This window comes from Pseudoalteromonas neustonica (genome assembly GCF_001653135.1).
Taxonomy (GTDB): Bacteria; Pseudomonadota; Gammaproteobacteria; order Enterobacterales; family Alteromonadaceae; genus Pseudoalteromonas; species Pseudoalteromonas neustonica.
In genome coordinates this window covers 46,596-73,250 of record NZ_BDDS01000020.1, presented here as the reverse complement: position 1 = coordinate 73,250, position 26,655 = coordinate 46,596, and the positions used below count along the sequence as shown (strand labels likewise).

The window sequence follows — 26,655 nt, the reverse complement described above, 5'->3', positions numbered from 1 at the left end:
TATGGTGTCGATTTAATAGTTTACCAATGGATCGGCAGCTTTCGCCACTATTGAATCGATAGTAGATAGCTTTTCGTTCGAAACTGTTAAGATGTTCGTAAGACATTCTGAATTCCCTCGATAATGAGTTTGGTCGCACTTACTACATTAGCAAATATTTCAGAATGTCATATTTATTGGTGGGTTATGGTCAGTGGTGCACTTGGAACCTGAATTCGGGAACCAGTGCTGTGTTCATGTAAATTCAGTAAGCAGTGTCACTTAAAAACAGCAGAGCTAGCTATTTGAGCCAGCGCCACTAATTAGTGGCACTGACACAGACTGTACGGCCTGCTGCTAGCATGTGCGCAGTTCTACTGGGATTGGCTGCGCACTTGATAGCCTTTACACGGTAATTGAACCTGCTCTATTACACAAACGAGGCCATCCTTTTAGCTTGTTTACAATTAGTCACTATTAGACCAAGTTAAGATACCCTTCATCTCATTTTCACAACTTATAGGATTACTCTCCGTGCTCTTTATAATTACGTATACCCATGACTCAATTGAATCTTCTAGCTTTGTAGTATCAACTGAAATTCCGTTTGTTTCAGGGTTATTTTGCAATAGCTTATCTATAGACATTGCCAACTTTGTACTAACTGATTCTGAGTTTTTAAAAAGCTGACTTAATTTATATTCTAGAGAAGATTCAAAATCATAAGGGTCGCAATCAAAATTGAAAGGAACAAAATACCCTTCCATTTCAGAATGAAAGCAAGCTGTCCCTCCAGTCTGGTTAAAGTAAACGCAATTAGATTTAGCCTGAATAATTAAACCAGCGCCTACCATGTCCCATAAACATATCTTCATTACTTTATTTTCCTTTTCTAAAACGAGTGAGGGCTATGAATATATGAGTCAAGCACAACCCCTTGATTTGCAGCAGCCCTAACAAATCTTTGGTCTGAAGTAATAGTTCGAATACCAAGTCTATCACCTGTTCCAAATATTCGTTGATCTGGCATTTTTATAGTTCGCGTAGGGAGCAAGTTCATAACTCTTATAAATGGCATGTCCGGAATAGCGCTGACCGTTGATAAAAACGCGGAAGCATTTGCTATCACGTCTGGTCTACCATTACGCCTAACAGCAACTACAAATTCGCCAAGAGCAGTTTGAGTCATCAATCGAGCATTATTACCCATAGCTGCAAGGATTTCACCTTGAATGGGTGAAGCTGGGCCTGATAGCGCCCTAGCCGTGCCAGTATCAATATTGATAGCACCTTGCCTAACTCGTTCTAGAGTTTCATTTTCTGTTAATGATTCAGCTGGGGGATTAGAAAAAATAAACTGGACAGCCACTTTAATTGAGCAAATAAAACTGCGCTACTAAGTTTACTCTTTTGGGCTAAAAACTTATCTCTTCTTGAATTCAATTATCAAACTTTAGGGTGGGTGTCATCTTTGCTTTTCCTTAAAAAATGACAGGCGGATGTTATTACTTTTATTTAACATCTACAATCATCTCTTTGTATGGAAAACACAATAAAACCACATTTTAGTAACAAGTCAACCACATTAATTCAGAAAAACAAACAACCTTACTACCCTATTTTTACCTCAATTATATTCTCTGCTTTTTTGCAGTAAATAAAGCATGTGATAACTTTTAAACCCATCAGCAAGCATGCATAAACCCTAGCCATCTGGCTAGGGTAATTAAAAACTAATTTTTTCTACATTATTAATTATGTAGATTAATTATCGCTTTTATAATTTCATCCGGGTGCTGAAATACAGCCATATGATCGCTGTTGTTCAATGGCACATATTGACCGCCTGATTGCTCACTGATCAAGTAACTCCATTGTGTTCCTTCTTGCTGCCATTTAATGAGGCCATCAACATACTCGGGCTCTGCGTTTGCAATATCATGCGACTCAAAGTCAGTATCTATGACTGTAATAGGCACTGAGGTGGCTATATCACTGTTGAGCACGCTGGCTAAGTCATCATGGTAATTCATGATTTCTTTTGCCCGGGTTACTTGTTTATCAATTTGTGCTCTGCCTTGACTAATGAGATCAAAATACGGCCAATTCATATCATTTTGATAATCTACAGGAATAAGTTCATTCATTTCTTCGCGTTCAGCGGCTAACTTACCCAATGTTCTTTCGGTCCAATTACCCTGCTGTATATGTTCAATAAGATCGCCCCCAACTTCTCTGTACCACGATACTGGCCAGTCTTGATATAGACTGATTGAATGAGGGAGTAAAATATCAGGGTCAATCCAGAGCATGCCTTTAAGATTGGCTGACGCGTGTGAATCTGGAGACACTTGCCACAAATGAGCCAAAATATTTGCGCTTGCAAAGCTCACCACTATTAGCTCATCTTCGTTGAGGACATTAAGGGTTTTATCTAATGCAGACACAAACGATGCATATGATGGTTGATCTACATCACTGCTAAACCCATTACCAAAGCGCTCAATAACGTGTACGCGATGCGTTTTTGCAATTAACGGCTGCAACAATGAAAACCACGCACTGTCACTATGAAAGTTTTTATTAAACCCTGAGAGTAAAATAATGGCAGGGCCGCTATGCTCTAGGCCCATACTACGTACATGCACATCTTTACTTGGCTGCGAGCCAACACGGTATAAACTTGAGTGAATATCTAGCTTATTTAAGCTGACTGAATCAAAAAAACTGATCACTTCCTCAGTGGTATTAAAGCCAGTAAAGCCCCAACTATGCCCTCCGCCTTCAATAGCCACTAACTGATTAATGTGTGTGTCATTTTTATATACATATTTGGTCGTTACATTGGTTTTTTCAACTTCGACTGGCGACTCTATATCGTTTTCTTTAGCAATAAGTTCTATTGCATATTCACTGGCTATAAGCCCAAAATTTGAATGAGTTAGGCCATAATAGGGCAATGTTTTGTCATTTTTACCATGCACCATCATATAGTGTGTATTATTTTCAACGTAGCAGCTTTGTGATAATTGCACCGACATTGGCGATGCAACCGACGCTATCGCGTTAAACTGTAAGTCACTATTACACATTAAATTTTGTGCAAAAAGCCCCCCTTGAGAAAATCCAACAGCATAAAGTTCATCATCTATGATGTTGTATTTTGTTTTAACATCTGCAACAACCTCATCTACAAAACCTAAATCATCAATTCCGAGCCGGTGTGGCTTATTGCAATCACACCCTTCATTCCATTCTTCAACCTTTGATTGCGGATAAACAACAATATAATTGTCTGATGCAGATTCAAGAGCCGACATACTACGCATGCTTTGTGCCCCTTGTCCGGAGCCATGAAAAGCCAATAGTAATTTATAGGCTTTTTTTGAGTCAAAGTTTTTAGCTGGCAGTGAAAGGTAATAACTTCGCCCATTTAAATTTGTTTTATTTACATCGCTCTCTGGTGGCTTAGATACAGGAGAAGCAGATTTATTGTCGGTGCCATTACAACCTGATAATAGCCATGTTATAGCGACTATTTTTAATAAACAATATAGATAACTACGCATTTTTTTTACTCTTATTAAACATGGAAGCTTAGCAAATCATGTATTTACATCAGCTCACATAGTTCGAGCTTATGTTTTTGTTATGTTTGTGTTATGTTTTAAAATATAAAGTTATTTCAATATGATAGAGATTAGTATGACGGTACACATTGCAAGTGTAATGTTTGATGCAAACCAGCGAACATTGGTAAAGGGCACTCAAAGTCGCAATCTTGAACCTAAAGTATTTAACTTTTTAACAGCTTTATTGGCAGCTAATGGGCAAATTGTCAGTCGTGATCAACTCATAGAAAAAGTATGGAACAACCGTGTTGTAGGTGAAGGCGCAATAAACAGAACCGTGTCTTTATTACGTGGGCATTTTGCTGCATTAACCGATGAAAACATTATTGAAACAGTACCAACTCAAGGTTACCGGCTCATTGCTTGTCTTGAAGGTTTGAGCAAAGACCCTATTGAGCCCGTATTAAATGAAATTACCGCTACTGAAAATAAAAAAAGCACATGGTTTTTCATAAAAGTAAGCTGCGTTATTACCTTCATTTTACTCTTTTTAGTGGCGCTTATTAGTTATTTTATTAAACCAGATAGTTTTACTCATTCAAACACGCTATCACTTATTAGCGCCCCATTAATTGCACTCAACGGATCGGAGTATAAACTATCTACAACGGATTCTGGCCAACACATTCTATTTCATCACCTAGATGAAAATAATAACCAAGCAGTGTATTTATATGATACAAAAACACATTCAAAAAAGAGAGTATTAACAGATTCACTCGCCACCATTAACGCCAAAGGAACGCAACTTGTTTATGCAACGAACATTGATAAACAGTGTTCGATTGCTATTTATTATGTCGCAACACAAAAGCAGCAGCCTTTATTTACCTGTGATGAAATACCAACATCATTAGTATGGGGAGAAAATAACACCTTTTACTTTACTAAGCGCTTTAGTAAATCGCATCCGTACCAGGTATTTAGCTATAACGTAAATACAGGCAGGTTAAAACAAATAACCAACCCCACCAGCAAAAATAACACCAAAGGTGATTTTAATTTTAATTACAACCGTCATACCAATCAGCTTGCCGTTCTTCGTTATATAAATGATAACCAATCTCATATTATTATCATCAACGATGATCATGTCTTAACAGAGCACACTGTTGATTTGCGAATAAATAACCTGCTATGGCACCCTAATAATAACGATTTAATTATTGCTGATAGTGCAAGCCTGTACACTCTAAAAACCGCTAACAGCCACTACTCATTACTTAAAAAATTAGACTTTAAAATTAACTCATTGGCTCTTTTGCAAAGTGATAATGGCCCTTCTCTATTGATCAGTAATCTCAACGCTGTAAGTGACATTGCAAAGTATAATATTAAACAAAAAACACACATTACATGGCAACAAAGCGCTCGAACAGAATTATTACCTCGAATGAAAGCTGACACACAACTTATTTTATCAACACGCTATAAAAGCCATCATTGGTGGAGAATAAAAGGTGACAACGCCCAACTAATTAATGTTGATTTACCGTTTGAATTACAGTTTGTTCGCTATGAGCTTTCAGATGATGGTAAGCGTGTGCTGTTTAGCAAGCATGGTGATATATATGAATTAAATATTGATGAAAACACGTATCAGCACGTTTTCACTGAATCAAAAAATAGCTATGTTGCCAATTACGATGCGAATAATAATGTTATTTACAGTGGCAACTCTTCTGGTAATTGGCAACTATGGCACTACCAAAGAAGTAGTGGCCAACACACGCAACTTACCGTAAATGGTGGTTACAGTGGCAGAATAATTGGTGAATACCTGTATTACTCTAAATTTACGGTCGATGGCTTATGGCGAAAAAAATTAGACCATCCAAATGAAGAGCTGATAATTAAAGACTTTAATCGTATTAATTGGTTAAATTGGCAAATTATCAATAACCAGCTGTATTTCTACAGACAAGAAACCGGTGTATGGGCATATAATATTGACACACACATTGAACAATTGCTGTTGCCAAAAACGAATGATTTTATCCATCAATATACAATATCGCCTGATCAACAGTATATTTATTGGGTTCGGTTGAAGGCACTCCAAGGAGATATTTACCAGTATGCGTTTTAAATCCATTGTTTAAATTATCAAAGGCTGAGATAAAAAATATTTAAGCGCAATAGTAACCTTGGACCAAATTTAAAAAGAGATATGCCTGTACGCAATGTGGTTATTGGGAAGAATTCAGTGCTAAATATTGTGAACGCTGCTTTCACACTTTTACCCATGAAGATAAATGGAAAATGCGCAACGCTTACCGCAAAAATCGCAACGAAAACTGGCACCACTCAGTATATTTAGCTGTGTTTTTTTTATTTATTATCGGGTGCCTAATCTTTTAATAGTTTTCGTCCTCACTAGACACTGTCACACTTAAGTCTTCATCCATATTTTCAAAAACCAAAAAGTTAATGGGCTTACAACAAACCTGACAATCTTCAATATATTGCTGATCAACATCTGTTGGGTCGAGCAGCACATCAATACTCTCGCCACAATATGGGCATGCTATTGTTTGTTCAGTTAGTTGATTCATATTATCGCTCCAACGTAGATTAATACGCTCGTTTACTTTCGTATATGCGTAAAGGTTACGCTTTTATAGAGTCTCCCATGGCGAGCAAATATCAATTAGACAACCATTAGGATCTTCAATTAAAAAGCGACGCTGCCCGTAAAATTCATTATGAGGCGCTTGCAAAATAGGTATCTTCATACACAGCGCTTTTCCATAAGTGCTATCAACACTTGCTACAACAAAAGTAACGTACATACCTGTTGGCGACTGTTGGAACTTTTTTGGCACTAAGGAGTGATCCTTTTGAATAATACCATATTCAATTGAATGATCGTCTGGCGAGCAAAGTTGTACATACCAATCACTCTCATATTTAACAATAAAACCAAGTAATTCTACATAGAATTTTTTACTTTCTGGTAAATTATCTGAGCATATATTTGTTAAAATTTTCATTCCATCTCCTTAGTAAGCGGCACAACTTCGGTGCAATTAACTCATTCCAAAATCACTTTTGAACCTTTAATGAGTATTTAACCTTAAGTACTTTAATATAGCAAAAAGCGCAGCTAAGAGCCGCGCTTTACTTAATTAGTTGTACTTATGCTCTTTTTAAAAAAAGCCAAGCGGATCTTCGCTGTAACTTACTAACAAGTTTTTAGTTTGTTGGTAATGATCAAGCGCGAGTTTGTGGGTTTCGCGGCCTATGCCTGACTTTTTATAGCCGCCAAAAGCAGCGTGAGCTGGGTACATGTGATAGCAGTTGGTCCACACGCGTCCTGCTTCTATCTTACGGCCAAAGTGATAGGCACGGTTCATGTTGCGGCTCCACACCCCTGCACCTAAACCAAACTCTGAGCTATTGGCTAACTCCAGCGCTTCAGCTTCATCTTTAAAGGTCGACATTGAAATAACTGGGCCAAAAATTTCTTCTTGAAATACCCGCATATCGTTAGTGCCTTTAAGCAAGGTTGGCTGAATATAGTAGCCACCGTTTAACTCGTCACTTAATTGCTCAATATTGCCACCGGTGAGTACTTCTGCGCCTTCTTTTTTACCAATTTCGATATAGCTAAGGATTTTATCAAACTGTGCTTTTGAAGCTTGTGCACCCACCATGGTTTCGCTATCAAGTGGATTACCCCGTTTGATTTGCAAAGTACGCGCTAAAATACGTTCAATAAATTGCTCGTAAATATCTTCTTGAATAAACAAACGCGATGGGCAAGTACACACTTCGCCTTGGTTGAAGTACGCAAGTACCGCGCCTTCTATTGCTTTACTTAAGAATGAATCATCTTTTTCCATTACGTCATTAAAAAATATGTTCGGTGATTTACCACCAAGTTCAACAGATGATGGAATGATATTATCAGCTGCGCATTTTAAGATATGAGAGCCAACTGGAGTTGAGCCCGTAAAGGCAATTTTAGCAATACGGGTGCTCGTCGCCAGAGCTTCGCCGGCTTCTTTACCAAAGCCGTTAACAACGTTTAGAACGCCTGCAGGTAGTAAATCGCCGATAAGTTCCATTAACACTAAAATTGAAGCCGGTGTTTGCTCTGCCGGCTTTAAAATCACACAGTTACCCGCCGCAAGCGCTGGCGCTAACTTCCACGCAGCCATTAAAATAGGGAAGTTCCACGGAATAATTTGCCCAACCACACCAAGAGGTTCATGAAAGTGATAAGCGACTGTGGTCTCGTCAATCTCACCAATACTGCCTTCTTGTGCGCGAATACAGCCTGCAAAATAACGAAAGTGATCAGCTGCTAATGGAATATCTGCTGCGAGTGTTTCACGAATCGCTTTGCCGTTATCCCATGTTTCGGCCACGGCCAGTAACTCAAGGTTTTGCTCTATCCGATCAGCTATTTTTAATAGTATGTTGCTGCGTATAGTCACTGAGGTTGTTCCCCACGACGCTTTTGCTGCGTGTGCTTTATCAAGAGCCAATTCAATATCAGCTTTATCTGAGCGTGGAATTTGGCAAAACACTTTACCATTTACAGGGCTTATATTATCAAAGTATTGGCCGTTTACAGGCTCAACCCATTGTCCGCCAATGTAGTTACCGTATTGAGGTTTAAAATTAATGAGTGCGCCATCAGCACCGGGGTTTGCATAAATCATTGTGTGATTCCTGTTCAAATTGTTGAGTTTGACTTAACCTGGGTTAATTAACGTCCAGCGAGTAGTTGTTGTTTATTTATCCGCCACCTGTTGACATTAGCCTATAAGAAGCTTAAAAACTTGATTAGCTGTCCAAAAAACATGTCTGTGCGTCCATTGTTTAAAGGAGATAAAATGACTGCATCACTACCAACGAGCAACCTCACGAGAAAACGCCAAGCAGTTGATGTGCTTATTGAAAATAAAGTCACCTTTGCAGCAGAAAATGCCGAACTCAGTATTTACGATACCTACCAAGATGCACAAAAAGTTGCCCTACACTCAAGTGAACTACTGTTTTGCGGGATGATTAGTGGTAAAAAAGTGATGCATGTTGCTGATAGTGACTACCATAAAGAATTTTTACCTCAACAATCATTTGTACTCGCCCCCGAGCAAGGTGTATTAATTGATTTTCCACAGGCATCAATGCAGCAGCCCACGACTTGTTTAGCTATTGAAATAAGCTGCGATAAAATTAGCCAAGTGGCTGATGCACTTAATATGCAACAACAAATAAGCAGTGATGACTTTTTTCAGTACATACCTAACCTAGTGCACGCACAGCACAATCAACAAACTCAACAATTACTGGAGCGTATGATTGGTCTATTCAGTGAAAACGAGCAAGATCGTCATTACTTAATTGATTTATCCGTCAATGAATTAATCACCCGCCTGCTACAGCAACAAAGCCGTGATTTATTACTCGCTAATTGCCAACATGCTGCTCCATGTCCATTAACTGATGCACTGTATTTTATGAAAGAGCATCTTAATCAAACACTCGATATTGATACGATCTGTAAAATAGCGTGCATGAGCCGTAGTAAGTTTTATCAACAATTCAAACTGGCCTTTGGGCAAAGCCCTGCTGCATATCAACAACAACTTAGATTAAAAAAAGCGCGTCAACTTCTGCTATCAGGGCAACAAATAAGCAAAGTTTGCTATGATATTGGTTTTACGAACCCCAGCCATTTTAGCCGTTTATTTAAGCAATATTTTGGCGTTTCACCAAAGAATTTGCTATTAAATAAATAACAACATTTTTGCCTAATTCAGCAAAGCCGTTTAGAATCCAGATTAGTTAACTTTAAATTCTCTTTTAATAAAAAAGACAGGAAAGCTGCATGTTCGTCTCGAGTAAAACGTATTTATCAATAAAAAATCAAAATGATGCGCTAGTAAAGGAGATCGAAACATTAAAAGCGAAAAACAAAACCCTCTTTGATGAAAAGCAGCATTTACAAACACAGCTTAATGATCAAAGAAAAAACGACATACAAGTATTTCAAGAAAGCTTACTTACAAGCTCTATTGATTGTATCACTCAAATTGAAGGAGTTCGTCAAACCGTTTTAGAGTCGTATTTAACCATTGATGAAGAAAGTAAAGTTAGCTACCAAATCAATGAACTACTTGATAACTCAAATGTTTCACTTAAGCATATTGTTCATGAAATGGAAATTATGGCAAAAAAAATGGGAAGTATGACCGAAAACATTTCAGGCCTTTCAAGTATGGCTGATAGCATAAATACGTTTGTAGTTACCATTTCGAAAATTTCAGATCAAACAAATCTACTAGCTTTAAATGCAGCAATTGAAGCTGCACGTGCAGGTGAAGCTGGTAGAGGCTTTAGTGTGGTTGCTGATGAAGTTAGAACACTTGCCACTAATACAAATCAATCTGCACAGGAAGTGTCTGAACTGGTTAAAGAAATTATTGCCAAAACAGGTGAAACCGTAGAGTCAGTTTCAGATATTCAACAAAATAATGCCCAGCTTTCTACCAATTTCGATTCTTTAAATAACGATTACAGTGCAATTATCAGTCACTGCACCAAAATGAAAGACACTATTACGAGTGCTGCAACGCGCTCATTTATTCAAACCGTTAAGCTAGACCATATAGTTTGGAAAGGCGATGTTTATGCTGTTGCAAACGGTACTAGTAAAAAATCAATCGACGACTTTACAGATCACACAATGTGCCGCTTAGGGAAATGGTATAACTCTGAACAAGCTCAGAACTTCAAAAAACTTAATGCTTTTAAACAACTTGAAGAGCCACACCGCGAGGTACACCGTAATGGTGTTGAAGCGTTAGTACTAATACATAACGGTGAAAGAAGTAAAGCAATCAAACATATAAATAAAATGGAAGCTGCTAGTGAGCGCGTGATGAATTTGCTTGATGAGCTTGATAACCATTAACTCTGTTGCTCTATAAATTACGCATTTAACCTGCGATCGAATAAAACTAAATATGTACGCATGAGCGTTAAATATTTAAAAGTACGGCATAACTATAATATTTTTTAGTTGACTAAAACCTTATTCAAGCTTATTTTCTCGCTGATGTTTTTATCGGCACAACAATAGCGGTGCACCCTCTGCACCGTCTGGCGATAAGCCAACGCACTTCACTGTATTTATAAGTGACATTTGCGTGCAAAAGCAGTGACTTGGAATATAAGCCTTTGAGCTAACATTCTTTGTTTTTGTTAAGTCACTTGGGCCAATCACTCAAGTACTTTTTATTTTGTGAATACTTAAATGCTTGAACCTTCTGCGCTAAGTCTTGTGCCACCCATTGTGGTGGTGATATTGGCGATCATTTTACGCCGTCCTATTTTATCTCTACTTATGGGTTCCTTAGTTGGCCTTGCCATGCTTGATCCTGTTGCGATGTTAAGTAATTTTGCGGCTGCGTCTTTAAAAGTGATGGTCGATGAAACCATTGGCTGGCTTATTTTAGTGTGTGGTGGCTTTGGTGCGTTAATCGCATTATTGGTGCGTACTGGTGGCGCAGCCGCATTTGGCAGCTTTGCACTGCGTTTTTGTAAAGGCCCGCGTTCATCATTAATGATGACTTTTATCCTCGGTATCGTGATTTTTATCGACGATTACCTCAATGCACTTACCGTGGGTGAAACCATGAAGCGCATTACCGATAAATTTAAAATCAGCCGTGAAATGCTCGCTTATGTGGTTGACTCTACCGCTGCGCCAATTTGTGTACTCGTACCTTTATCTACCTGGGCGGTCTTTTTTGGTGGCTTGTTGGTTGATAACAATATTGCTAGTGAAGGCCAAGGGATTGCTGTGTATATGCAAGCCATTCCTTACATGCTGTATGCCTGGTTTGCGGTATTGCTAGTGCCCTTAGTCGTGCTGGGTGTTATTCCATTATTTGGGCCGATGAAAAAAGCACAGCAATTAGCCATGCAAGAGCAGGCACAAGTAGACCCGGCACAATATAACGAAGTACAAACTGCTGACGAATACGCAGTTAAAGCAGTAGAAGAAAGCTTTGAAAGCGCAGATAACCACGGCAAACTGTACAACTTTTTATTGCCAATCTTATTGCTCGTTGCCTTTACTGTGTATTTCGATATTGACGTATACAAAGGGCTATTAGCTACATTTGCAGTGACAATCCCTATTTATATGCTGCAAAAATTAATGCCCTTTGCTGAAATGATCGAAAAAATGCTTGATGGTTTTAAAAGCATGATCCCAGCAATTGCCACTGTAATTGCCGCGTTTATTTTTAAAGACGTGTGCGATAAACTATTGCTACCGCAGTTTGTTATTGACTCACTCAGCCCATTTATGACCGCGGACTATTTACCTGCGGTGGTGTTTTTAGCGATGGCAGTACTGGCGTTTGCTACTGGCTCAAGCTGGGGTATTTTTGCGGTCACTATTCCGATTGTAATGCCGTTAGCTGTCGCGGTTGACGCGAATATTCCGCTGGTAATTGGTGCGCTGCTATCAGCATCATCATTTGGTAGCCAAGCCTGTTTTTACTCAGACTCAACAGTCCTTGCGGCACAAGGCTCAGGCTGTAACTTAATTAGCCATGCGGTTACACAATTACCCTATACGTTCATCGCAGCAGCGTGTGCTTTTATCGGGTTTTTAGTGATAGCCTAAGTAACCAAAACTCGGGATAATAAATCTATCTCCAGTGGCTATTTTCAACGCTAACTACGTTGAATTTACTTGAAATAGGCATTCGACGCGTAAATTCGCCTTGTTATCCCTGAAAATCTCCGATTGGAGAGTTGAGTGAATTTTTATATTATTAAATCAATACGTTAGTAGATACTTAACCCGAGTTCAGGTAAGTATCTGCTAATAAAAAATCGATTACAGGTTTAGGGCCTATTTATCTTTTGAGGTTAAACATGCGCTGCCCAAAGGGTTCTTCCTAGAGGCGATTAACTCTTTGTTACCTACACGGATGTAGGTAAGGGGCGTTAGCAGGACGCGGAAGCTTTGCTCGATTTTTACTTACCCCACTCGATTCCAAACCTCGCGCCGCGATTAAATCGCCCCTAGATTGAACAAATTTTAATCCTGAAATATCAACAGCCCCTAATGTAATCGATTTTACATACACTCAAAATAAACGTTTAAAATTTTCCAACTGATTTTACTGAATCAGTTAATGAGGCCGCCCCAACATAGCCGATCATACTTGGGTTTTTACTGACTAAGTCAATAACATCTGCATCATTTCCTACTTCTTTTGGTGGTGACCCTTTACCCGTAAAAATCAATTTTGACCAATAAGCTTTTAATTGGCTGCCCGATTTAGATAGTACATTACTATCAAACTCTTTACGCGCTGCAGAGCTTTCATCTTGATTTAATGGCACAGCTTGATTCCCATCGGAAAATGATTTCGCTTTCCCTAAAAAAAGCTTTGAAATTTCAGATTGATCAAAACTACTACTGTTTGATGGGTGAACAATAATAACAACCTCGGCATTTACTGAGTAACAACTAAGCAATAAAAGCGATAAGAATACTTTTTTAAACAATATCATAACTTATTCCTTAAAATACCAAATCAATGCCAAATGTGATCGACTCACTATCACCTGCAACGGCCAAATCAAAGGATTCATCATTCACTTTGTCAAATTGGACTTTAAAAGCCGCAGAGGAATGAAAATCCCAGCGTACGCCAACCGACGTTGTATCATGTTGTTCACCATCCTCGGCATCTTCTTCAAATTGAGAATAGGTAACATAAGGAGTGATGGTATCAAAGCGGTAGCCTAAGGTAATCATTGAGGTATCAAGGTTGCCATTTAAATCCAACCGATTTAGCTCTGTTAGTATAAATAAATTATCAAAATCTAAATTAACCGCAACACCATAAAATTTACCTGTTCGGCTAGTTTCACCATCAAATAATACTTGCTCACCTTTACGGTAGCGCTCATTTTTGTATGTCATATGAGTTAAGCGAACTTCAAACCAATCTTTGTTTAACTGCAGTACTCCACCAAGCATGTCACGCCAAATTTCACGCGTAGGCTCTTTGAAAAAAAACTCACTGAGCAGTTTATTTTCCTTATCGTCTTCTTCACCGTAATAAAGATTACCCATGACAGACCAATCACCAATCTCACCACTATAGAGTGCGTTAACACCGTTGTAGTTAAATATTTGCCATGTGTAATTATCAGCAGGTGGACGCATCCACACATAGGCATAACCTACGTCATAAAAATCTGAATAATAAAACAGCGGCAAACGCTTTTTACCTGCTTGGATCGTCCAATGTTCATTTATTTCATAAGATATGTATGCCCACTCGATTGTTGCATCAAAATCATTAGCCCCTCGGGCAACAATTTGACCTGTCATGGATAAACCTTCGGCTAAATCAGCATTAATTTGTAGGCCGAATAAGCTTTCAGGCTTAAATGAAATATCTTCTGAGTAAGCTGAAACAATCGGATAGTCAGCTAAAAAGGTAGGGGGTATATCGTATTGCGGGACTCCACTTCCAGATAAAACCTTACCGGCATTGATGCTGGTAAATCCTGAGAAGTTAATCTCGCCATAAGAAGCACCTGTAAATAAAATGCAATTCACAGTTAATAACCAATACAGCTTTTTCATCATTTGCGTTACCTTATGATATTAGTATTTTGCAATATGCAGTAATAAAACTAGCTTACCGTGAAAATTTTGCTCATTATTTATAATAAATTATTTTTAAATTAAGCATTAAATATTATTTTTTCCATCATAAATAACATCAATATAACGAGCAAAATGCTTTATAAGTGCACAGTAAAAACAATCTTAATTTCTATTTTTGATAAAAATGGGGGGCATCTACAAATATGAATACCCGCTATCAATTACTCAAAGTGCAACCACTACGAGATTTATTTTAACTAAGCCAAGACTATTACTTGTATGTAAGGGCTGAAAAAGCAGATAATTGCATCCATATAATTAATACACTCACTAAGTAATTTTTTTAGCCCTTGCTAAACTTACTTGTCAGTGCGCATTTAAGTGGAACTATTTAATGGAAATTAAAGTTAATTTTCTCGACAACCTCAGACTAGAAGCCAAGTTTGACGATTTCTCTGTGATCGCAGATCAACCAATTCGTTATAAAGGCGATGGCTCTGCGCCAAGTCCATTTGACTACTTTTTAGCATCATCTGCGTTATGTGCTGCGTACTTTATAAAAGTGTATTGTAATGCCCGTGACATCTCGACAGATGGTATTCGTGTTGCGCAAAACAACATTGTTGATCCTGAAGATCGTTATAACCAAATTTTCCAAATTCAAGTAGAGCTGCCTGAAAGCATTTCTGAAAAAGACCGTACCGGTATCCTACGTTCAGTAGATCGCTGTACAGTTAAGCGCGTTATTCAAACTGTGCCTGAATTTAAAATCGACGCGGTAGAGAGCTTAGATAATGACGCACAGGCCATGCTAATGGCAAAGCCTGAAGGTAGCGAAAACACCTTTATTTTAGGTAAAGATTTACCGCTTGAGCAAACCATTGCTGATATGACCGCAATTTTAGCTGACTTAGGCATGAAGATTGAAATCTCATCGTGGCGTAATATCGTACCAAATGTATGGTCATTGCATATCCGTGATGCGGCGTCGCCAATGTGTTTTACCAATGGTAAAGGCGCAAGTAAAGAAAGCGCATTATGCTCAGCCCTAGGCGAATTTATTGAACGCTTAAACTGTAATTTTTTCTATAATGATCAATTTCTTGGTGAAGAAATTGCCAACAGTGAGTTTGTGCACTACCCGAATGAAAAATGGTTTAAGCTCACTGATGATGACTCACTGCCACAAGGTATTTTAGACGACTATACACTGAGTATTTATAACCCTGAAGATGAACTGTGTGGCTCACACCTTATCGACACTAACTCAGGTAATGTTGAACGCGGCATTTGCTCAATTCCGTATGTTCGTCAATCTGACGGCGAAACTGTGTACTTTCCTTCAAATTTAATTGAAAACTTATTTTTAAGTAATGGCATGAGCGCAGGTAATAACTTTGCCGAAGCTAAAGTGCAGTGCTTGTCAGAGATTTTTGAACGTGCAGTTAAACGCCAAATTATTGAGCAAGAACTCGTATTACCAGATGTGCCAGACGCAGTACTTGCTAAATACCCAGCTATTGTTGCCGGTATTAAAGGCTTAGAAGAGCAAGGTTTCCCTGTAGTAATTAAAGATGCCTCGTTAGGCGGTCAATTTCCGGTTATGTGCGTTACCCTAATGAACCCAAAAACAGGTGGTGTATTTGCCTCATTTGGCGCGCACCCAAGTTTTGAGGTCGCTCTTGAGCGCAGCTTAACGGAGCTATTACAAGGACGCAGCTTTGAAGGTTTAAATGACGTGCCAAAACCTACCTTTAACAGTATGGCCGTCTCTGAGCCTGAAAACTTTGTTGAACACTTTATAGACTCAACCGGTAAAATTTCATGGCGTTTTTTCAGTGCTAAACATGATTATGACTTTGTTGAATGGGATTTTTCTGGCACTAACGAAGAAGAAACTGCAAGTCTGTTCGGCATCTTGAAAGACTTAGGTAAAGAAGCCTACATAGCGGAGTTTTCAGATATTGGCACCGCGTGTCGTATTTTAGTGCCTGATTATTCAGAAGTTTACCCTGTAGAAGACTTAATTTGGGATAACACCAACAAAGCCCTTAAATACCGTGAAGACATTTTAAACCTGCACAGTTTAGATGAAGATCAACTAGCCGATTTAGTAGAGCGACTTGAAGAAAGCCAGCTGGATAACTACACAGATATTATCACTCTAATTGGTGTTGAGTTTGATGAAAACACAGTTTGGGGCCAGCTAACAATCCTAGAGCTTAAATTACTTATTTATTTAGCATTAGGTGATTTAGAAGCAACGATGGAATTAGTTGAAACCTTTTTACAGTTTAACGACAACACGGTTGAGCGCGGGTTATTTTATCAAGCAATGCACGCCACACTCGAAGTGGCACTAGGTGAAGACCTAGAAATTGAAGACTACATTCATAGCTTCACTCGCATGTTTGGGCAAGAAGTAATGGATGCCGTGGTAGGTTCAATCAATGGCGATGTGCTGTTCTACGGTTTAACACCGACCAACATGCAACTTGAAGGGTTAGAGCGTCATCAGCGTTTAATTGACAGCTACAAAAAACTCCACGCTGCACGCGCTGCAAGAACTAAATAAACTTTATACTGCTTATAATACTCAAATTAAATTTAAGCACCTAGCATTGGCAGGTGCTTTATTTTTTTGTAGCGCAAAGCCAACGACAAACAATGCGCAAGTTCCTTGTTCGGCAATGCTTGCTCTAGCTCAAACACCAAAGCACGATTACCTTGATAGACAAAGGTATCGCCATATAGCTCTTTAAAGGTATCGATTAGTTTTGTTTTACAATTAAAATAAATACAAAATTGCTGCGGCGCTTTTTCTTTATAATCGAATCTTATTGTTGAACCACTTTTTGCGATATAACTCGGCTCACCCCACTTTAAAGTTTCCTCGACAGTAGTAATACCATCCTGCGCAGCTACCTGAAAAATTAAGTCTCTTATTTCATGTAATACAACCGCGATACTTTCAGGGTACGTCATAAATTTTTGTTTAACGCTATCTTGCATTTAGCTACCCTTAAAGAGTCGAAAAATCATGTTCTTTCGTTAACGTAAGTATATTTACTTGTTTATCTAAGTCTGTACTTTGATAGATTTCAAGTGTAGTTGAATTAGTTAAAAATAAACTCACATCAATGTAGCCGTTTACCTGTGCTGAAAACATTTTTCCCTGCCACTGTAACTCCTGAGACAAATTGGTTTGCTTAGCTGCTGCAATAACATCCTTAATAACTGTTAACCCAACAGCGTTCGAATTGTCATCATGGCGCTTTACTGTAATTCCACCTACATCCGCTGCAAATGTGATTTCTAGCCATGCGGGCTTTTCTGAATGTTTCCAGATACCTGCTATCGAATTAACTACGGGCTCATACCGGTAATGTCCGGTGATCTTATAACGAAACAATACGTCTTCTCGCTGCGGCCCTGATCCGATATTATGCACTATCAAAGGCGTTTTATTATCTACTGCGTATGTGTTTACCACAATGCCGATATGCGGCAGGTTACCTGGTAGGATCCAGGTGACAATATCACCCGCTTTATAGTTTTCAACATTGTTCGTAATCGGCAGCACAGTGCCATGACGTTTAAAAAAAGTTTGTAAGTTGGGCACTCTGCGATGATCGATATTACTATCGGGCTTAGTCAAAGCCCATATTCTTTTTGAAGGATAAGAAGAAAAGTTATCGCGCATGTCTTCATGCACTAATTGTTGTAAATCAACCCCCAGTGAACGGTAGCTACGAATAACCACGTCAGTGCACACGCCAATATTGGCGGGAACATCACCATTTGGATACGCAATTCGATGATATGCGCCATCGTAACGTACATTGTGTTGTGTTCTATCATTTGCGGCGTTTGCCAATCCATCAGTAAATGTATTGCTATAACTAAAAGCAGAAAACAATAGCGGCAAAAACCAAAGTACATAAGTCATAGTCATTCCTGTAAATTTAAACGCTATTTAAACTTCAATAGCTTTAAAATCATGGCTGCTTATTCTCATCCAACATCTTCATTACTCGTTTTAACTCTCGAAGCACCAGCATAGGTTCATCATTTTGAATAAAATGACCGCTTTTTTCTGTTAATACACTACGTCCTTGAGGAAATTCAGCAGTCCAATTCTGCCATATCTCCCCCCACATTATTCGGCCCTTGTCTGTAAAAAACAAATTACTCGGTTCAGCCATTTTGCGCACTGACGCAATAACGGTGACAGGTATATCTTTAATCTGTGGATAGTCTGGTAAGGGCCGTTTACTCCAAAAATCTAAATATTGATTCGACATACCATTTGCCATATCACTTAGTTTTATTTGTGCGATTTCTTTATTACCCTGTTCTAGATTTATGGCACGCAGTATATCTACATCGTGCTCAGAAGAAGGATCGAGCATAAGTAAAGCATTCAGTTGCTGTGGGTATTTTGCGGCAAATTCTCGCGCAACACTGCCGCCATAAGAGTGTGCAGCCAATACTATAGGCTCTTAAATATCCAGCGCCAACAAGAATTCGCTCAGATGCTGTGCATAATCCATTGAAGTGAAATGCCGTTTAATTGCAGTTGAATTACCATTACCAACACGCGAGTATCGAATAACCTTAGTTTGTTCAGCTATGGAACTAAAAACCGAGTTCCAATCATCTAGCCCTGCGCTACCACCTGCCTCTAAAACCACAATTTGCTTACCACTGCCTGCAATTTCATATTGCAACTCAAACTCTCCCACTTTTACAAATGCTGCTTTAACATTTGCAGCAAACAATAAAGAGAGAGTCAGTAACAAGAAGCTATTAGTATTAACACCTAGAGATCTTAACTGCATTGCATTTTCCTTTTACATTTTAGCTTAGGTTTGACTGTTGGAGGTAAAATGCTCACTGAGAATTAGCCTAATTTCAAGCTCGCTTCGCTTGATTTCTTTCATTATCGATTGTCGGTTCATTTCCATAAACAGCCACAGTTTTATTGCAATTTGCATCATTAAACTACTCACAAAACACACTGCCCAAAACAATTGCTGCTCGGAGTTAAAAAATTGATAAGCTGATAATATAAAAATGGCAGTGAATATAAAAGCGAAAAACGTCCCTAAAATAGTCCAAAGTCGCATTTTTCCCTTATATATACCAATTAGTTGTTTAAATAAGCCTGGATCACTCTCTAAAATAGACTCTAAATTGTGTTGCTCTGCTTGCAAACTATGTTTAATTTTTTCATCAAAATTCATCATCATTCTCTCCAATTATTCATTTAACCATACTGCCAACTGAGCTCTTGCCCGATGCAAACGTGACTTAACTGTCCCAACCGCTACATCCGTTATTAAGGCGATGTCACTAATTGACATTTGCTCTAGATAAAATAAGTAGATACTGTGCCGCTCACTATCCGGCAGGTTATTTATTAGTTTGAGTAAATCAATCGATTGCTCATTACTACTTGTCATATCTCTTGTTTGTTCATGCTTATCTGGTTGAAAACTTTCGTAGCCCCTGCTTTGTCGGGTTGTATCTATAAATTTGTGATACACCACTCTAAATAGCCACGCTTTAAATACACTTGGCTCTTTTAGTTTTCGAATATCTTTTGCCACTACAGCCCACGCTTCTTGCGTAATATCCTTTGCTAAATCCGTCTGCTTGCTCAATTTCATCGCGAAGAGAAAGCTTGGTTTGTATAAACAGTTACATAATGAGTTAAAAGCTAGCTCATCGCCCTGCTGTGCATTAATAACAGTAAGCGTTATTTGCGTCGAATTCATGCAATTCCTTTATCTCTTTTTTACAAGACGGTTTAGCTTGGTAAAAGGTTCGCAACTTTTTATTTTTTACAAAAAAGCCCAAGCAATTGCTTGGGCTCATTGTAAGTTAACGCTTAAACTACTTAGTTACTTTTGCAGTTTAATACCATTAAAGTGCGCTTTTAAATCAGTAACCAGTGTTTGTTTTCGTAGATCGGCAAATGGAGTATCTGCAAATTTACTACCACGTAATTGCACATTTAAACGTGCAGCTTGCGGGTTTAGCATGGTTTGTTTGTAGTAATCTTTAATATCAGCAAGTGTGACCTTTTCGACCTCTGAAATTAACTTTTGTTTTGAGTTAAAATCAAAGTTTTCACGGTACCAATCACCAATCAGCGGGCCCATCTCATCGCTAAGGTTTTTAGGCTGCTCTTTTAACGAGACAAGTGTGGCATTTTTAAGCTGCGCAAAGGTCTCTTCGCTCATGGCTTCAAGCTCCACTGCGTACTGTTTTTTAAACGCTTCAAAACGCGCTTGCATCTCTTTCGGCCCTTTAACAGGGGTTTGGATAAACAAACCTATTGCTGAGTAATCTTCAACTGAACGTGCAAGTGCGCCAACAGCATAGGCTAACTGCTCTTCTGTGCGCATCTTATCAAAGGCAATAGTTCTAAAATGATCTTGCAATACTTGTGCTTGCGCCTTTTGCTTATAACCTGCAATTGGGTGAACTGTCATATCAATAATGGCAACATCAGCCACATCTATGTCTTTTTGTAAAACGATAGTTTCACCTACTTGCGGTAACCACGCTTTACTGCGCGTAAATGACGTTGACTTATGATCTTTCGGTAATATTGCCGTCAGCTCTTTTGCAATTGCTTCAACATCTTCTTGATTGTAGTTACCAAAAGTAAATACACGCAGTTCATTGCGGCTAAACGTTTGATTTTTTAGTTCTTCAAAATCAGCAATCGTCAGTGTTTGGGCTGTTTTGATCAATGCATCCGTATCAAAACTACCAGTGCGTACTAGTTTTGAATATTCACCAAAAGCTTGGTAATAAGGGAACTGCTTTTGTGCATTGAGTAAATCACGTTGGTAGCGATCGAGTGCTTGAGCAAAACCTTGCTCTGCTACTTTTACATCTATGCTTTCAAGTGCCTGCGCAAGTAAAACATTTTGTTTATCTGTAAAGCCGCTCATTGACAAAATAAGGCCATTGCTGTCTTCAAGGCCAACACTCATACCGGCTACAGCTGCTTCAGTGCTGAGTTTACTTTGCTGAAGATTATATAAATCTGCCCATACTGAATACAACACTTTCGCTTTAATATCCGCAAGTGCATCAGGAGTATTTAAATAAACTTCTACAAGGCCCTTTGGTTGCTCTGCAAAGTTTTGGCTCGCTTGACGCCATACTTTTACACCGTTTTTATCGTATGTAAGTTCTGGGTGTTTTTGCTCGCTAAATTGCGTGGTTTTAATTGCAAAACTCTCAGGAAGTAAACGATTAACTGTTGGTAATGCTAAGGCAAATTCACTTGGTTTGTTCCAGCTAGCAATTTCACTTTCACCAATGTCTGCTATGCGGTATTTACCATCATAAAAATGCAGTTTTGAGTCCGTTTTTTCTTGCTGTGAGGTGTACCAAATACGCAGTGTTTGCGCATTTAATTGTGCAAGTACTTCATTAATTGCATCTGCATCAAACTGTGCATAATGATATGGCGCATTAATAGCATGATTAAGTGGGTAATCTTGCATGCTGCCCGCTAAGTTACTAACATACCCAAATTCATCGCCTTTTTCTAAAAATTTAAATTCGTTATTAAGCGACGTGCGGATCTCATTAAAGTATTTACTATCAACCCCTTCACGCTTGATCAAGTCAATATATTGCATAATTGTCGCGACAATTGTTTCGCGGTTTTTCATGCCCTCATCAGTCAGCTGAATATCAACCGAAAGCATGCCATAGTTACCATAATGTGTCGGTGAACTACTTGCAGAAAGTTGTGATACCCAGCCCTTATCACGTAAAATTTGTGCTGGGCTTCCTTGCATCTCGTTGCTAAGTAAGTAAGCGACAAAACGGTTTGGTTTAACAGCAAATTCATCGCTATTATCTGTAATTGTAAAATCTAGTTGTAGCTGCTTCACATCTTCATTTGGTGCGTAATGTACGCGTTTTCCGCCAACATTATCAAAGTCTAACTTTTTAGTAACAGTGGGTTTATCAATTTTTTTATCTTCAATATCAGCAAAATATTTTTGTGCTTTCGCTTCCATTTCTGCAAGTGGAAGATTCGAAATCATCGCCACTTTCATAATATTTGCAGAGTAATACTTATTGTAAAAATCAACGGTTTCTTTATGCAGTGAGCTGCCTTCTTTATCGCCTAATGTTTCAAGGTTACCAATTAAAAAGCGGTTTGCTGGGTGATCGCCCATCATTTTACGGGCAAGTTTAAACTGTCCAAAAAAGTCCATTTCACGACGCATTGACCATTCTGCATTGACGGCATTTTTCTCTTTGTCTGTATACTCAGGGTAAAGCTTTGGTGATTTAAAAAAATCAGCAAAACGATCAAGTCCTTCATCGTAGGCATCGTTATTTACTTTAAACATGTAATTAGTGATATCGAGCCAAGTGTACGCGTTGTGCGCGCCACCATTTTTGGTCATAAAGTCAGAATAACCCTTTGTATCAGGGTAACGCTCGGTGCCTAAAAACAGCATGTGCTCTAGATAATGCGCCATACCTTGTTGACTCATTGGATCATGCAATAAACCAACACCTACACTTAATGCTGCAGCTGATTTTTCAGCACTTGGATCAGAGACTAAAATTACTTCGATTTCGTTAGCAAGCTTGAGTGTTTTATATTCACGGTTATCATTTGGGCTGACAACTAGCGTGTCTGATAACAAAGAGGTTTGCTGTTGAACTGGCGTCGTTGTTGTACCACAACCACTTAATACAGCTAGCGCAATGGCACTTAAGGTAATAATTTTTTTCATAACGGGAATATAATCCATATTTGTTGTCTTGTGAGTATGATCGGTAAACCCAACAGGGCTTGCAATCATTTTCATAAATACTTTGTAACACATTGTGAATTGTAAAAACAAACTGTTAGGCTTAGGAGACTGTAATTATAAGAGGTAATAACAATGGAAAAATATTTATTGCTCGCTATGTTTTGTCAGGTATTGCTGACGTTTGCGGTTATGATCATTATGGGGCGTCGCCGCTTTAGCGCTGCGCGTAATAAGACAATCTCGATGCAAGACTTTGTCACTATGAAATTAGATAAAGCCGGTGATGATGTTCATGTAGCAGGTCGTAACTTTGTTAATCAATTTGAAATGCCCGTATTGTTTTTTGTGGCCAGCTTAGCGGCTTTACAACTCAATGCTACGGGATATGTACTTATTGTATTGGCGTGGTGCTTTGTAATTTCACGAATAATACACAGTATAATTCACTTGGGAGGCAATCGCGTTAAGATGCGTTATTATAGCTTTTTAGTCAGTTGTTTATGTGTATTAGCTATGTGGATTCAAATAGTTACACAAGCCTTTTTGATGTAACGAGCATTTTTATATTTTGCTATCAATAAACCTGATAGCAAAATATACATAAAATTTGGATGACTATGCTGCGCGACGACGCTTAAAACCAGCAAATAATAAAGGGAGTAATAACCAGCCCATGCTGCCTCCATCTGAGCCACCCGTCGATGGTTTTTCAACTGTATCTATTAGTGTATTTTTAGTTGGGTTTAAATTAACTGATGAATTTTCATCGTTATCTAATACTACAACACTATTTATAGATACTAAGTTTGCTGTAGTAAGTACAGTATCTGTGCTGGCACACTGTTCTTTAGTCACATTGACAACGGGTACTTCACCACAATGCACTAACTCAGCAATGGTATCGAGCACAGCAAAACTGTCAGTGCTTATTTGGCCAAAAACCGTAAAACCACCATTTTGTATATCTAAATTTGCACTGTTATCTTTTAAATTAAAAAACCACTGACTGGTTGCACTATTTTCGTTGCTACCAAGTTTTGCCATCGCAATAGTGCCTTTAACATTAGACAGTTCGGGCTCATTCTGAACAGCAGCAGATGTAGTGATTGCTTTAAAACCCTCATTATAAGTAAAGCCACCCCCTTGAATAATAAAGTCATCAACAGAACGGTGTATTACCGTTTGATTATATGCGTCACTTTGGATGTACTTTAAAAAATTAGCGACTGTTTTAGGGGCTTGTTGATCAAATAGATCTATCTTAATAGTCCCTTGCGATGTTTGCATTTCAACAACCGTCGCATAACTGTTAAAAGATGCTGCGGCTAATAAACTACATAGTAATAATTTTTTCATTTTTGTTATGTTTCCCAAATTTATTTTAATTATTTAACATTTATGAAATGATAATAAACCTTTGCAGCGAAAGCGATAGCTAAGAGCCTGTTTATACAAATAAGAGCAGTTTGATTACAACTTAATTACATTTTGATTGCAGAGCCTTACACTATCTCTTTATTCTTTCATGTTATAACTAGGTTCTTCTTAAGTCTAAATCGTCTGAACAGGCTATTTCTTATTTGTTAGTATTACTCAAATAATAAAAACTAGTCGTAACAGGATACAAAGCAATGTCATACACTACTGAGCATATTTGTGATTTTGGATTGCACAAAGGCGAACCATACACCAAACTGCCCGCCAGCTTTTTAAACTGGATGGTTGGTAATAATCACGAAAAATCAGCGTTTGCACATCAAGAGTTACAAAGACGCCAACTTGCTGCAACAGGAAAATTAACTGCAGAAACTACATTTGAATTAGAATAATTACGTTATTTTAAAAACAAACTAGGTTAAACTACGCGCTTAATCACCAGCAAATATGGACAACACGGGTCACATTATGCGCGTATTTATTACACTCTTTTTATTACTGAGCCTCAGTGCATGTAGTAATAACAATACCCCAACTCAAAAAAAACCAGCAGCCGAAACTCAATATCTCACTGTTTTACATACCAATGATAATCATGGTCGCTTTTGGCACAATGAAAAAGGCGAATATGGTATGGCCGCACGTAAAACATTGATTGACCAGCTTAGAAATGACGCAAAAGCTCAGGGTCATGCCGTACTACTTTTATCTGGCGGTGATATTAATACAGGTATACCGGAGTCAGACTTGCAATTTGCAGAACCTGATTTTAAAGGTATGTCATTTATTGGTTATGATGCAATGGCCCTTGGCAATCATGAATTTGACAATCCTTTATCCATTTTAAAAAAACAACAACAATGGGCTAATTTCCCTCTGCTGTCGGCGAATATTTTCGATAAAAAGACTGGAGAAAATGCTTTTCAAGCCTATCAAATTTTCAAGCAACAAGGATTAACAATCGCTGTTATTGGTTTAACCACAACCGATACAGCAAAAATTGGTAACCCCCAATTTATTGGTGGTCTTGAATTTAAAGAGCCTGTTGAAATAACCAAAGCAGTAGCTCAAAAAATTAAAGTCCGATATCAACCAGATATCACGATTGCCGTCACCCATATGGGTCACTATGTTGATGCTTCATATGGTATTAACGCCCCTGGCGATGTAACCCTCGCACGCTCATTACCTCATGGCACCTTAGACATGATTATTGGGGGTCATTCACAAGAACCAATTTGTATGACTGCTGATAATAAAAGTGATGACAACTTTAAACCAGGCATGGCATGCAAGCCAGACCAACAAAATGGTACTTGGATTATGCAAGCCCACGAATGGGGTAAGTACGTTGGTAAGGCGATGTTCAAAATTGAAAACAAACAGCTTACGTTAATCAACTATGAACTACTGCCAGTTAATTTATACATAGATAAAGTAAACGCTAATGGTATAACTGTTCCCGAGTTAGCAAACGAATACATTACACCAAACCCTGAATTGAAGAGCTTTTTAGCACCGTATCAAGCTAAAGGAGCGAAACAAATCGAGGGGAAAATTGGCTTTGTTAATGCAAAATTAGAAGGCGATCGTAATAAAGTCCGTTATCAGCAAACTAATTTGGCGCGCGTCATTATTCAAGCACAAATGAACAGTGTTAACGCAGACTTTGGCCTTATTAGTGGCGGCGGTGTTAGAGACAGCATTTCGGCAGGTGAAGTAAGCTATAAAGATATTTTAAAAGTACACCCGTTTAAAAACCGCATTACTTATATGGATTGGCAAGGTCAAGATTTATTGGACTATCTTGATATTGTAACGCGTTTTCCGCCTGATTCTGGCGCTTATTTGCAATACCATCAGCTAAGCTTTGAGCGTAATAATGATTCTCTAATTAACGTAATGATAAACGGTAAAGAGTTAAATAAAACGAAAACATACAGAATGAGCCTTAATAGCTATAATGCTTCAGGCGGTGATGGCTACCCCGCCCTCACCGATTTAAAGGGCTTTGTAAGCACTGAGGAAACTGATGCACAAGCCTTAAAACGATTTTTTAGTGAGTACAGCCCTGTAGATGCTGCGGAATTTTCACCTAAATAACCGACTTTGACTATGGTCAACTTGAAATCTCAAA

General features: G+C 38.4%; 22 protein-coding genes and 2 pseudogenes. 8 read left to right on the top strand and 16 right to left on the bottom strand.

Annotated elements, in window-relative coordinates:
* From A7967_RS22880 to A7967_RS18850, 4 genes are all read right to left on the bottom strand, one after another.
* Positions 1–106 (bottom strand): helix-turn-helix domain-containing protein (locus tag A7967_RS22880; protein ID WP_157756425.1); only part of this gene is annotated, 106 nt, incomplete at its 3' end.
* 340 nt (positions 107–446) lie between these two features.
* On the bottom strand, positions 447–854 hold the full coding sequence (locus A7967_RS18860; protein ID WP_054205977.1) for a DUF6210 family protein: 408 nt from the start codon (positions 852–854) through the stop codon (positions 447–449).
* Positions 855–871: 17 nt separating this feature from the next.
* The gene (locus tag A7967_RS18855) at positions 872–1,348 is read right to left on the bottom strand and encodes a DUF1308 domain-containing protein (protein ID WP_054205976.1); all 477 of its coding nucleotides are present in this window, start codon (positions 1,346–1,348) and stop codon (positions 872–874) included.
* A gap of 382 nt (positions 1,349–1,730) precedes the next feature.
* Positions 1,731–3,548, bottom strand: coding sequence for an alpha/beta hydrolase (locus tag A7967_RS18850; protein WP_054205975.1), 1,818 nt, complete (start codon positions 3,546–3,548; stop codon positions 1,731–1,733).
* A gap of 136 nt (positions 3,549–3,684) precedes the next feature.
* Between A7967_RS18850 and A7967_RS18845 the strand changes: the two genes are divergently transcribed.
* Complete coding sequence (locus A7967_RS18845) at positions 3,685–5,700, top strand: winged helix-turn-helix domain-containing protein (RefSeq protein ID WP_054205974.1); 2,016 nt, start codon at positions 3,685–3,687, stop codon at positions 5,698–5,700.
* A gap of 268 nt (positions 5,701–5,968) precedes the next feature.
* Here the strand turns inward: A7967_RS18845 and A7967_RS18840 are convergent, their stop codons facing one another.
* From A7967_RS18840 to exaC, 3 genes are all read right to left on the bottom strand, one after another.
* Complete coding sequence (locus tag A7967_RS18840) at positions 5,969–6,166, bottom strand: CPXCG motif-containing cysteine-rich protein (RefSeq protein WP_054205973.1); 198 nt, start codon at positions 6,164–6,166, stop codon at positions 5,969–5,971.
* Positions 6,167–6,229: 63 nt separating this feature from the next.
* A complete protein-coding gene (locus A7967_RS18835; protein ID WP_054205972.1) occupies positions 6,230–6,604 on the bottom strand; it encodes a VOC family protein in 375 nt (124 codons plus the stop codon).
* Positions 6,605–6,760: 156 nt separating this feature from the next.
* Complete coding sequence (gene exaC, locus A7967_RS18830) at positions 6,761–8,281, bottom strand: acetaldehyde dehydrogenase ExaC (protein WP_054205971.1); 1,521 nt, start codon at positions 8,279–8,281, stop codon at positions 6,761–6,763.
* A gap of 174 nt (positions 8,282–8,455) precedes the next feature.
* Here exaC and A7967_RS18825 point away from each other — a divergent pair, with 174 nt between their 5' ends.
* The 3 genes from A7967_RS18825 to A7967_RS18815 all read left to right on the top strand — a co-directional run bounded on the left by A7967_RS18825 (position 8,456) and on the right by A7967_RS18815 (position 12,264).
* Positions 8,456–9,364, top strand: coding sequence for an AraC family transcriptional regulator (locus A7967_RS18825; protein ID WP_054205970.1), 909 nt, complete (start codon positions 8,456–8,458; stop codon positions 9,362–9,364).
* Positions 9,365–9,453: 89 nt separating this feature from the next.
* The gene (locus tag A7967_RS18820) at positions 9,454–10,539 is read left to right on the top strand and encodes a methyl-accepting chemotaxis protein (protein WP_054205969.1); all 1,086 of its coding nucleotides are present in this window, start codon (positions 9,454–9,456) and stop codon (positions 10,537–10,539) included.
* Positions 10,540–10,881: 342 nt separating this feature from the next.
* Positions 10,882–12,264 (top strand): Na+/H+ antiporter NhaC family protein, encoded by a 1,383-nt coding sequence (locus tag A7967_RS18815; RefSeq protein ID WP_054205968.1) that lies wholly within the window; start codon positions 10,882–10,884, stop codon positions 12,262–12,264.
* A gap of 482 nt (positions 12,265–12,746) precedes the next feature.
* On the opposite strand, the gene A7967_RS18810 is transcribed toward A7967_RS18815, so the two are convergent.
* Both A7967_RS18810 and A7967_RS18805 read right to left on the bottom strand, forming a co-directional pair.
* On the bottom strand, positions 12,747–13,163 hold the full coding sequence (locus A7967_RS18810) for a type 2 periplasmic-binding domain-containing protein (protein WP_197279081.1): 417 nt from the start codon (positions 13,161–13,163) through the stop codon (positions 12,747–12,749).
* A gap of 10 nt (positions 13,164–13,173) precedes the next feature.
* Positions 13,174–14,253 carry a hypothetical protein gene (locus A7967_RS18805; protein ID WP_082355720.1) on the bottom strand — a complete coding sequence of 360 codons (1,080 nt, stop codon included), beginning with the start codon at positions 14,251–14,253 and terminating at the stop codon, positions 13,174–13,176.
* 415 nt (positions 14,254–14,668) lie between these two features.
* On the opposite strand from A7967_RS18805, the gene A7967_RS18800 reads away from it, so the two are divergent.
* Positions 14,669–16,849 carry an OsmC domain/YcaO domain-containing protein gene (locus A7967_RS18800; protein ID WP_054205967.1) on the top strand — a complete coding sequence of 727 codons (2,181 nt, stop codon included), beginning with the start codon at positions 14,669–14,671 and terminating at the stop codon, positions 16,847–16,849.
* Positions 16,850–16,881: 32 nt separating this feature from the next.
* On the opposite strand, the gene A7967_RS18795 is transcribed toward A7967_RS18800, so the two are convergent.
* The 6 genes and pseudogenes from A7967_RS18795 to A7967_RS18770 form a co-directional block, all read right to left on the bottom strand.
* Positions 16,882–17,286, bottom strand: coding sequence for a DUF1801 domain-containing protein (locus tag A7967_RS18795; RefSeq protein WP_054205966.1), 405 nt, complete (start codon positions 17,284–17,286; stop codon positions 16,882–16,884).
* Between the two features lie 358 nt (positions 17,287–17,644).
* A pseudogene (locus A7967_RS23455) lies at positions 17,645–18,223 on the bottom strand (DUF1287 domain-containing protein); the annotation flags it as partial.
* Positions 18,224–18,272: 49 nt separating this feature from the next.
* Positions 18,273–19,115, bottom strand: a pseudogene (locus A7967_RS23740) (alpha/beta fold hydrolase).
* A gap of 24 nt (positions 19,116–19,139) precedes the next feature.
* A complete protein-coding gene (locus A7967_RS18780; protein WP_231659066.1) occupies positions 19,140–19,526 on the bottom strand; it encodes a DUF6768 family protein in 387 nt (128 codons plus the stop codon).
* A 9-nt stretch (positions 19,527–19,535) separates the two neighbouring features.
* On the bottom strand, positions 19,536–20,054 hold the full coding sequence (locus A7967_RS18775) for an RNA polymerase sigma factor (RefSeq protein ID WP_054205965.1): 519 nt from the start codon (positions 20,052–20,054) through the stop codon (positions 19,536–19,538).
* A gap of 126 nt (positions 20,055–20,180) precedes the next feature.
* Positions 20,181–23,060, bottom strand: coding sequence for an insulinase family protein (locus A7967_RS18770; protein WP_054205979.1), 2,880 nt, complete (start codon positions 23,058–23,060; stop codon positions 20,181–20,183).
* Between the two features lie 153 nt (positions 23,061–23,213).
* Between A7967_RS18770 and A7967_RS18765 the strand changes: the two genes are divergently transcribed.
* Positions 23,214–23,633, top strand: a complete 420-nt coding sequence (locus tag A7967_RS18765) for an MAPEG family protein (RefSeq protein WP_064435973.1) — start codon at positions 23,214–23,216, stop codon at positions 23,631–23,633.
* A 63-nt stretch (positions 23,634–23,696) separates the two neighbouring features.
* Here A7967_RS18765 and A7967_RS18760 read toward each other — a convergent pair whose 3' ends face one another.
* The gene (locus A7967_RS18760; RefSeq protein ID WP_064435972.1) at positions 23,697–24,437 is read right to left on the bottom strand and encodes a peptidylprolyl isomerase; all 741 of its coding nucleotides are present in this window, start codon (positions 24,435–24,437) and stop codon (positions 23,697–23,699) included.
* A gap of 275 nt (positions 24,438–24,712) precedes the next feature.
* Here A7967_RS18760 and A7967_RS18755 point away from each other — a divergent pair, with 275 nt between their 5' ends.
* Together A7967_RS18755 and ushA are read left to right on the top strand one after the other, a co-directional pair.
* Positions 24,713–24,910, top strand: coding sequence for a hypothetical protein (locus tag A7967_RS18755; protein WP_054205962.1), 198 nt, complete (start codon positions 24,713–24,715; stop codon positions 24,908–24,910).
* A gap of 76 nt (positions 24,911–24,986) precedes the next feature.
* Positions 24,987–26,621, top strand: a complete 1,635-nt coding sequence (gene ushA, locus A7967_RS18750; RefSeq protein ID WP_054455758.1) for a bifunctional UDP-sugar hydrolase/5'-nucleotidase UshA — start codon at positions 24,987–24,989, stop codon at positions 26,619–26,621.
* Positions 26,622–26,655 lie beyond the last annotated feature (34 nt).

Excerpts from the sequence above, each read along its gene's own strand:
- A7967_RS18860 (WP_054205977.1), bottom strand. The coding sequence starts at position 854 with ATGAAGATATGTTTATGGGACATGGTAGGCGCTGGTTTAATTATTCAG.
- A7967_RS18850 (WP_054205975.1), bottom strand. The coding sequence starts at position 3,548 with ATGCGTAGTTATCTATATTGTTTATTAAAAATAGTCGCTATAACATGG.
- A7967_RS18845 (WP_054205974.1), top strand. The coding sequence starts at position 3,685 with ATGACGGTACACATTGCAAGTGTAATGTTTGATGCAAACCAGCGAACA.
- A7967_RS18840 (WP_054205973.1), bottom strand. The coding sequence starts at position 6,166 with ATGAATCAACTAACTGAACAAACAATAGCATGCCCATATTGTGGCGAG.
- A7967_RS18835 (WP_054205972.1), bottom strand. The coding sequence starts at position 6,604 with ATGAAAATTTTAACAAATATATGCTCAGATAATTTACCAGAAAGTAAA.
- exaC (WP_054205971.1), bottom strand. The coding sequence starts at position 8,281 with ATGATTTATGCAAACCCCGGTGCTGATGGCGCACTCATTAATTTTAAA.
- A7967_RS18825 (WP_054205970.1), top strand. The coding sequence starts at position 8,456 with ATGACTGCATCACTACCAACGAGCAACCTCACGAGAAAACGCCAAGCA.
- A7967_RS18820 (WP_054205969.1), top strand. The coding sequence starts at position 9,454 with ATGTTCGTCTCGAGTAAAACGTATTTATCAATAAAAAATCAAAATGAT.
- A7967_RS18815 (WP_054205968.1), top strand. The coding sequence starts at position 10,882 with ATGCTTGAACCTTCTGCGCTAAGTCTTGTGCCACCCATTGTGGTGGTG.
- A7967_RS18810 (WP_197279081.1), bottom strand. The coding sequence starts at position 13,163 with ATGATATTGTTTAAAAAAGTATTCTTATCGCTTTTATTGCTTAGTTGT.
- A7967_RS18805 (WP_082355720.1), bottom strand. The coding sequence starts at position 14,253 with ATGATGAAAAAGCTGTATTGGTTATTAACTGTGAATTGCATTTTATTT.
- A7967_RS18800 (WP_054205967.1), top strand. The coding sequence starts at position 14,669 with ATGGAAATTAAAGTTAATTTTCTCGACAACCTCAGACTAGAAGCCAAG.
- A7967_RS18795 (WP_054205966.1), bottom strand. The coding sequence starts at position 17,286 with ATGCAAGATAGCGTTAAACAAAAATTTATGACGTACCCTGAAAGTATC.
- A7967_RS18780 (WP_231659066.1), bottom strand. The coding sequence starts at position 19,526 with ATGATGATGAATTTTGATGAAAAAATTAAACATAGTTTGCAAGCAGAG.
- A7967_RS18775 (WP_054205965.1), bottom strand. The coding sequence starts at position 20,054 with ATGAATTCGACGCAAATAACGCTTACTGTTATTAATGCACAGCAGGGC.
- A7967_RS18770 (WP_054205979.1), bottom strand. The coding sequence starts at position 23,060 with ATGAAAAAAATTATTACCTTAAGTGCCATTGCGCTAGCTGTATTAAGT.
- A7967_RS18765 (WP_064435973.1), top strand. The coding sequence starts at position 23,214 with ATGGAAAAATATTTATTGCTCGCTATGTTTTGTCAGGTATTGCTGACG.
- A7967_RS18760 (WP_064435972.1), bottom strand. The coding sequence starts at position 24,437 with ATGAAAAAATTATTACTATGTAGTTTATTAGCCGCAGCATCTTTTAAC.
- A7967_RS18755 (WP_054205962.1), top strand. The coding sequence starts at position 24,713 with ATGTCATACACTACTGAGCATATTTGTGATTTTGGATTGCACAAAGGC.
- ushA (WP_054455758.1), top strand. The coding sequence starts at position 24,987 with ATGCGCGTATTTATTACACTCTTTTTATTACTGAGCCTCAGTGCATGT.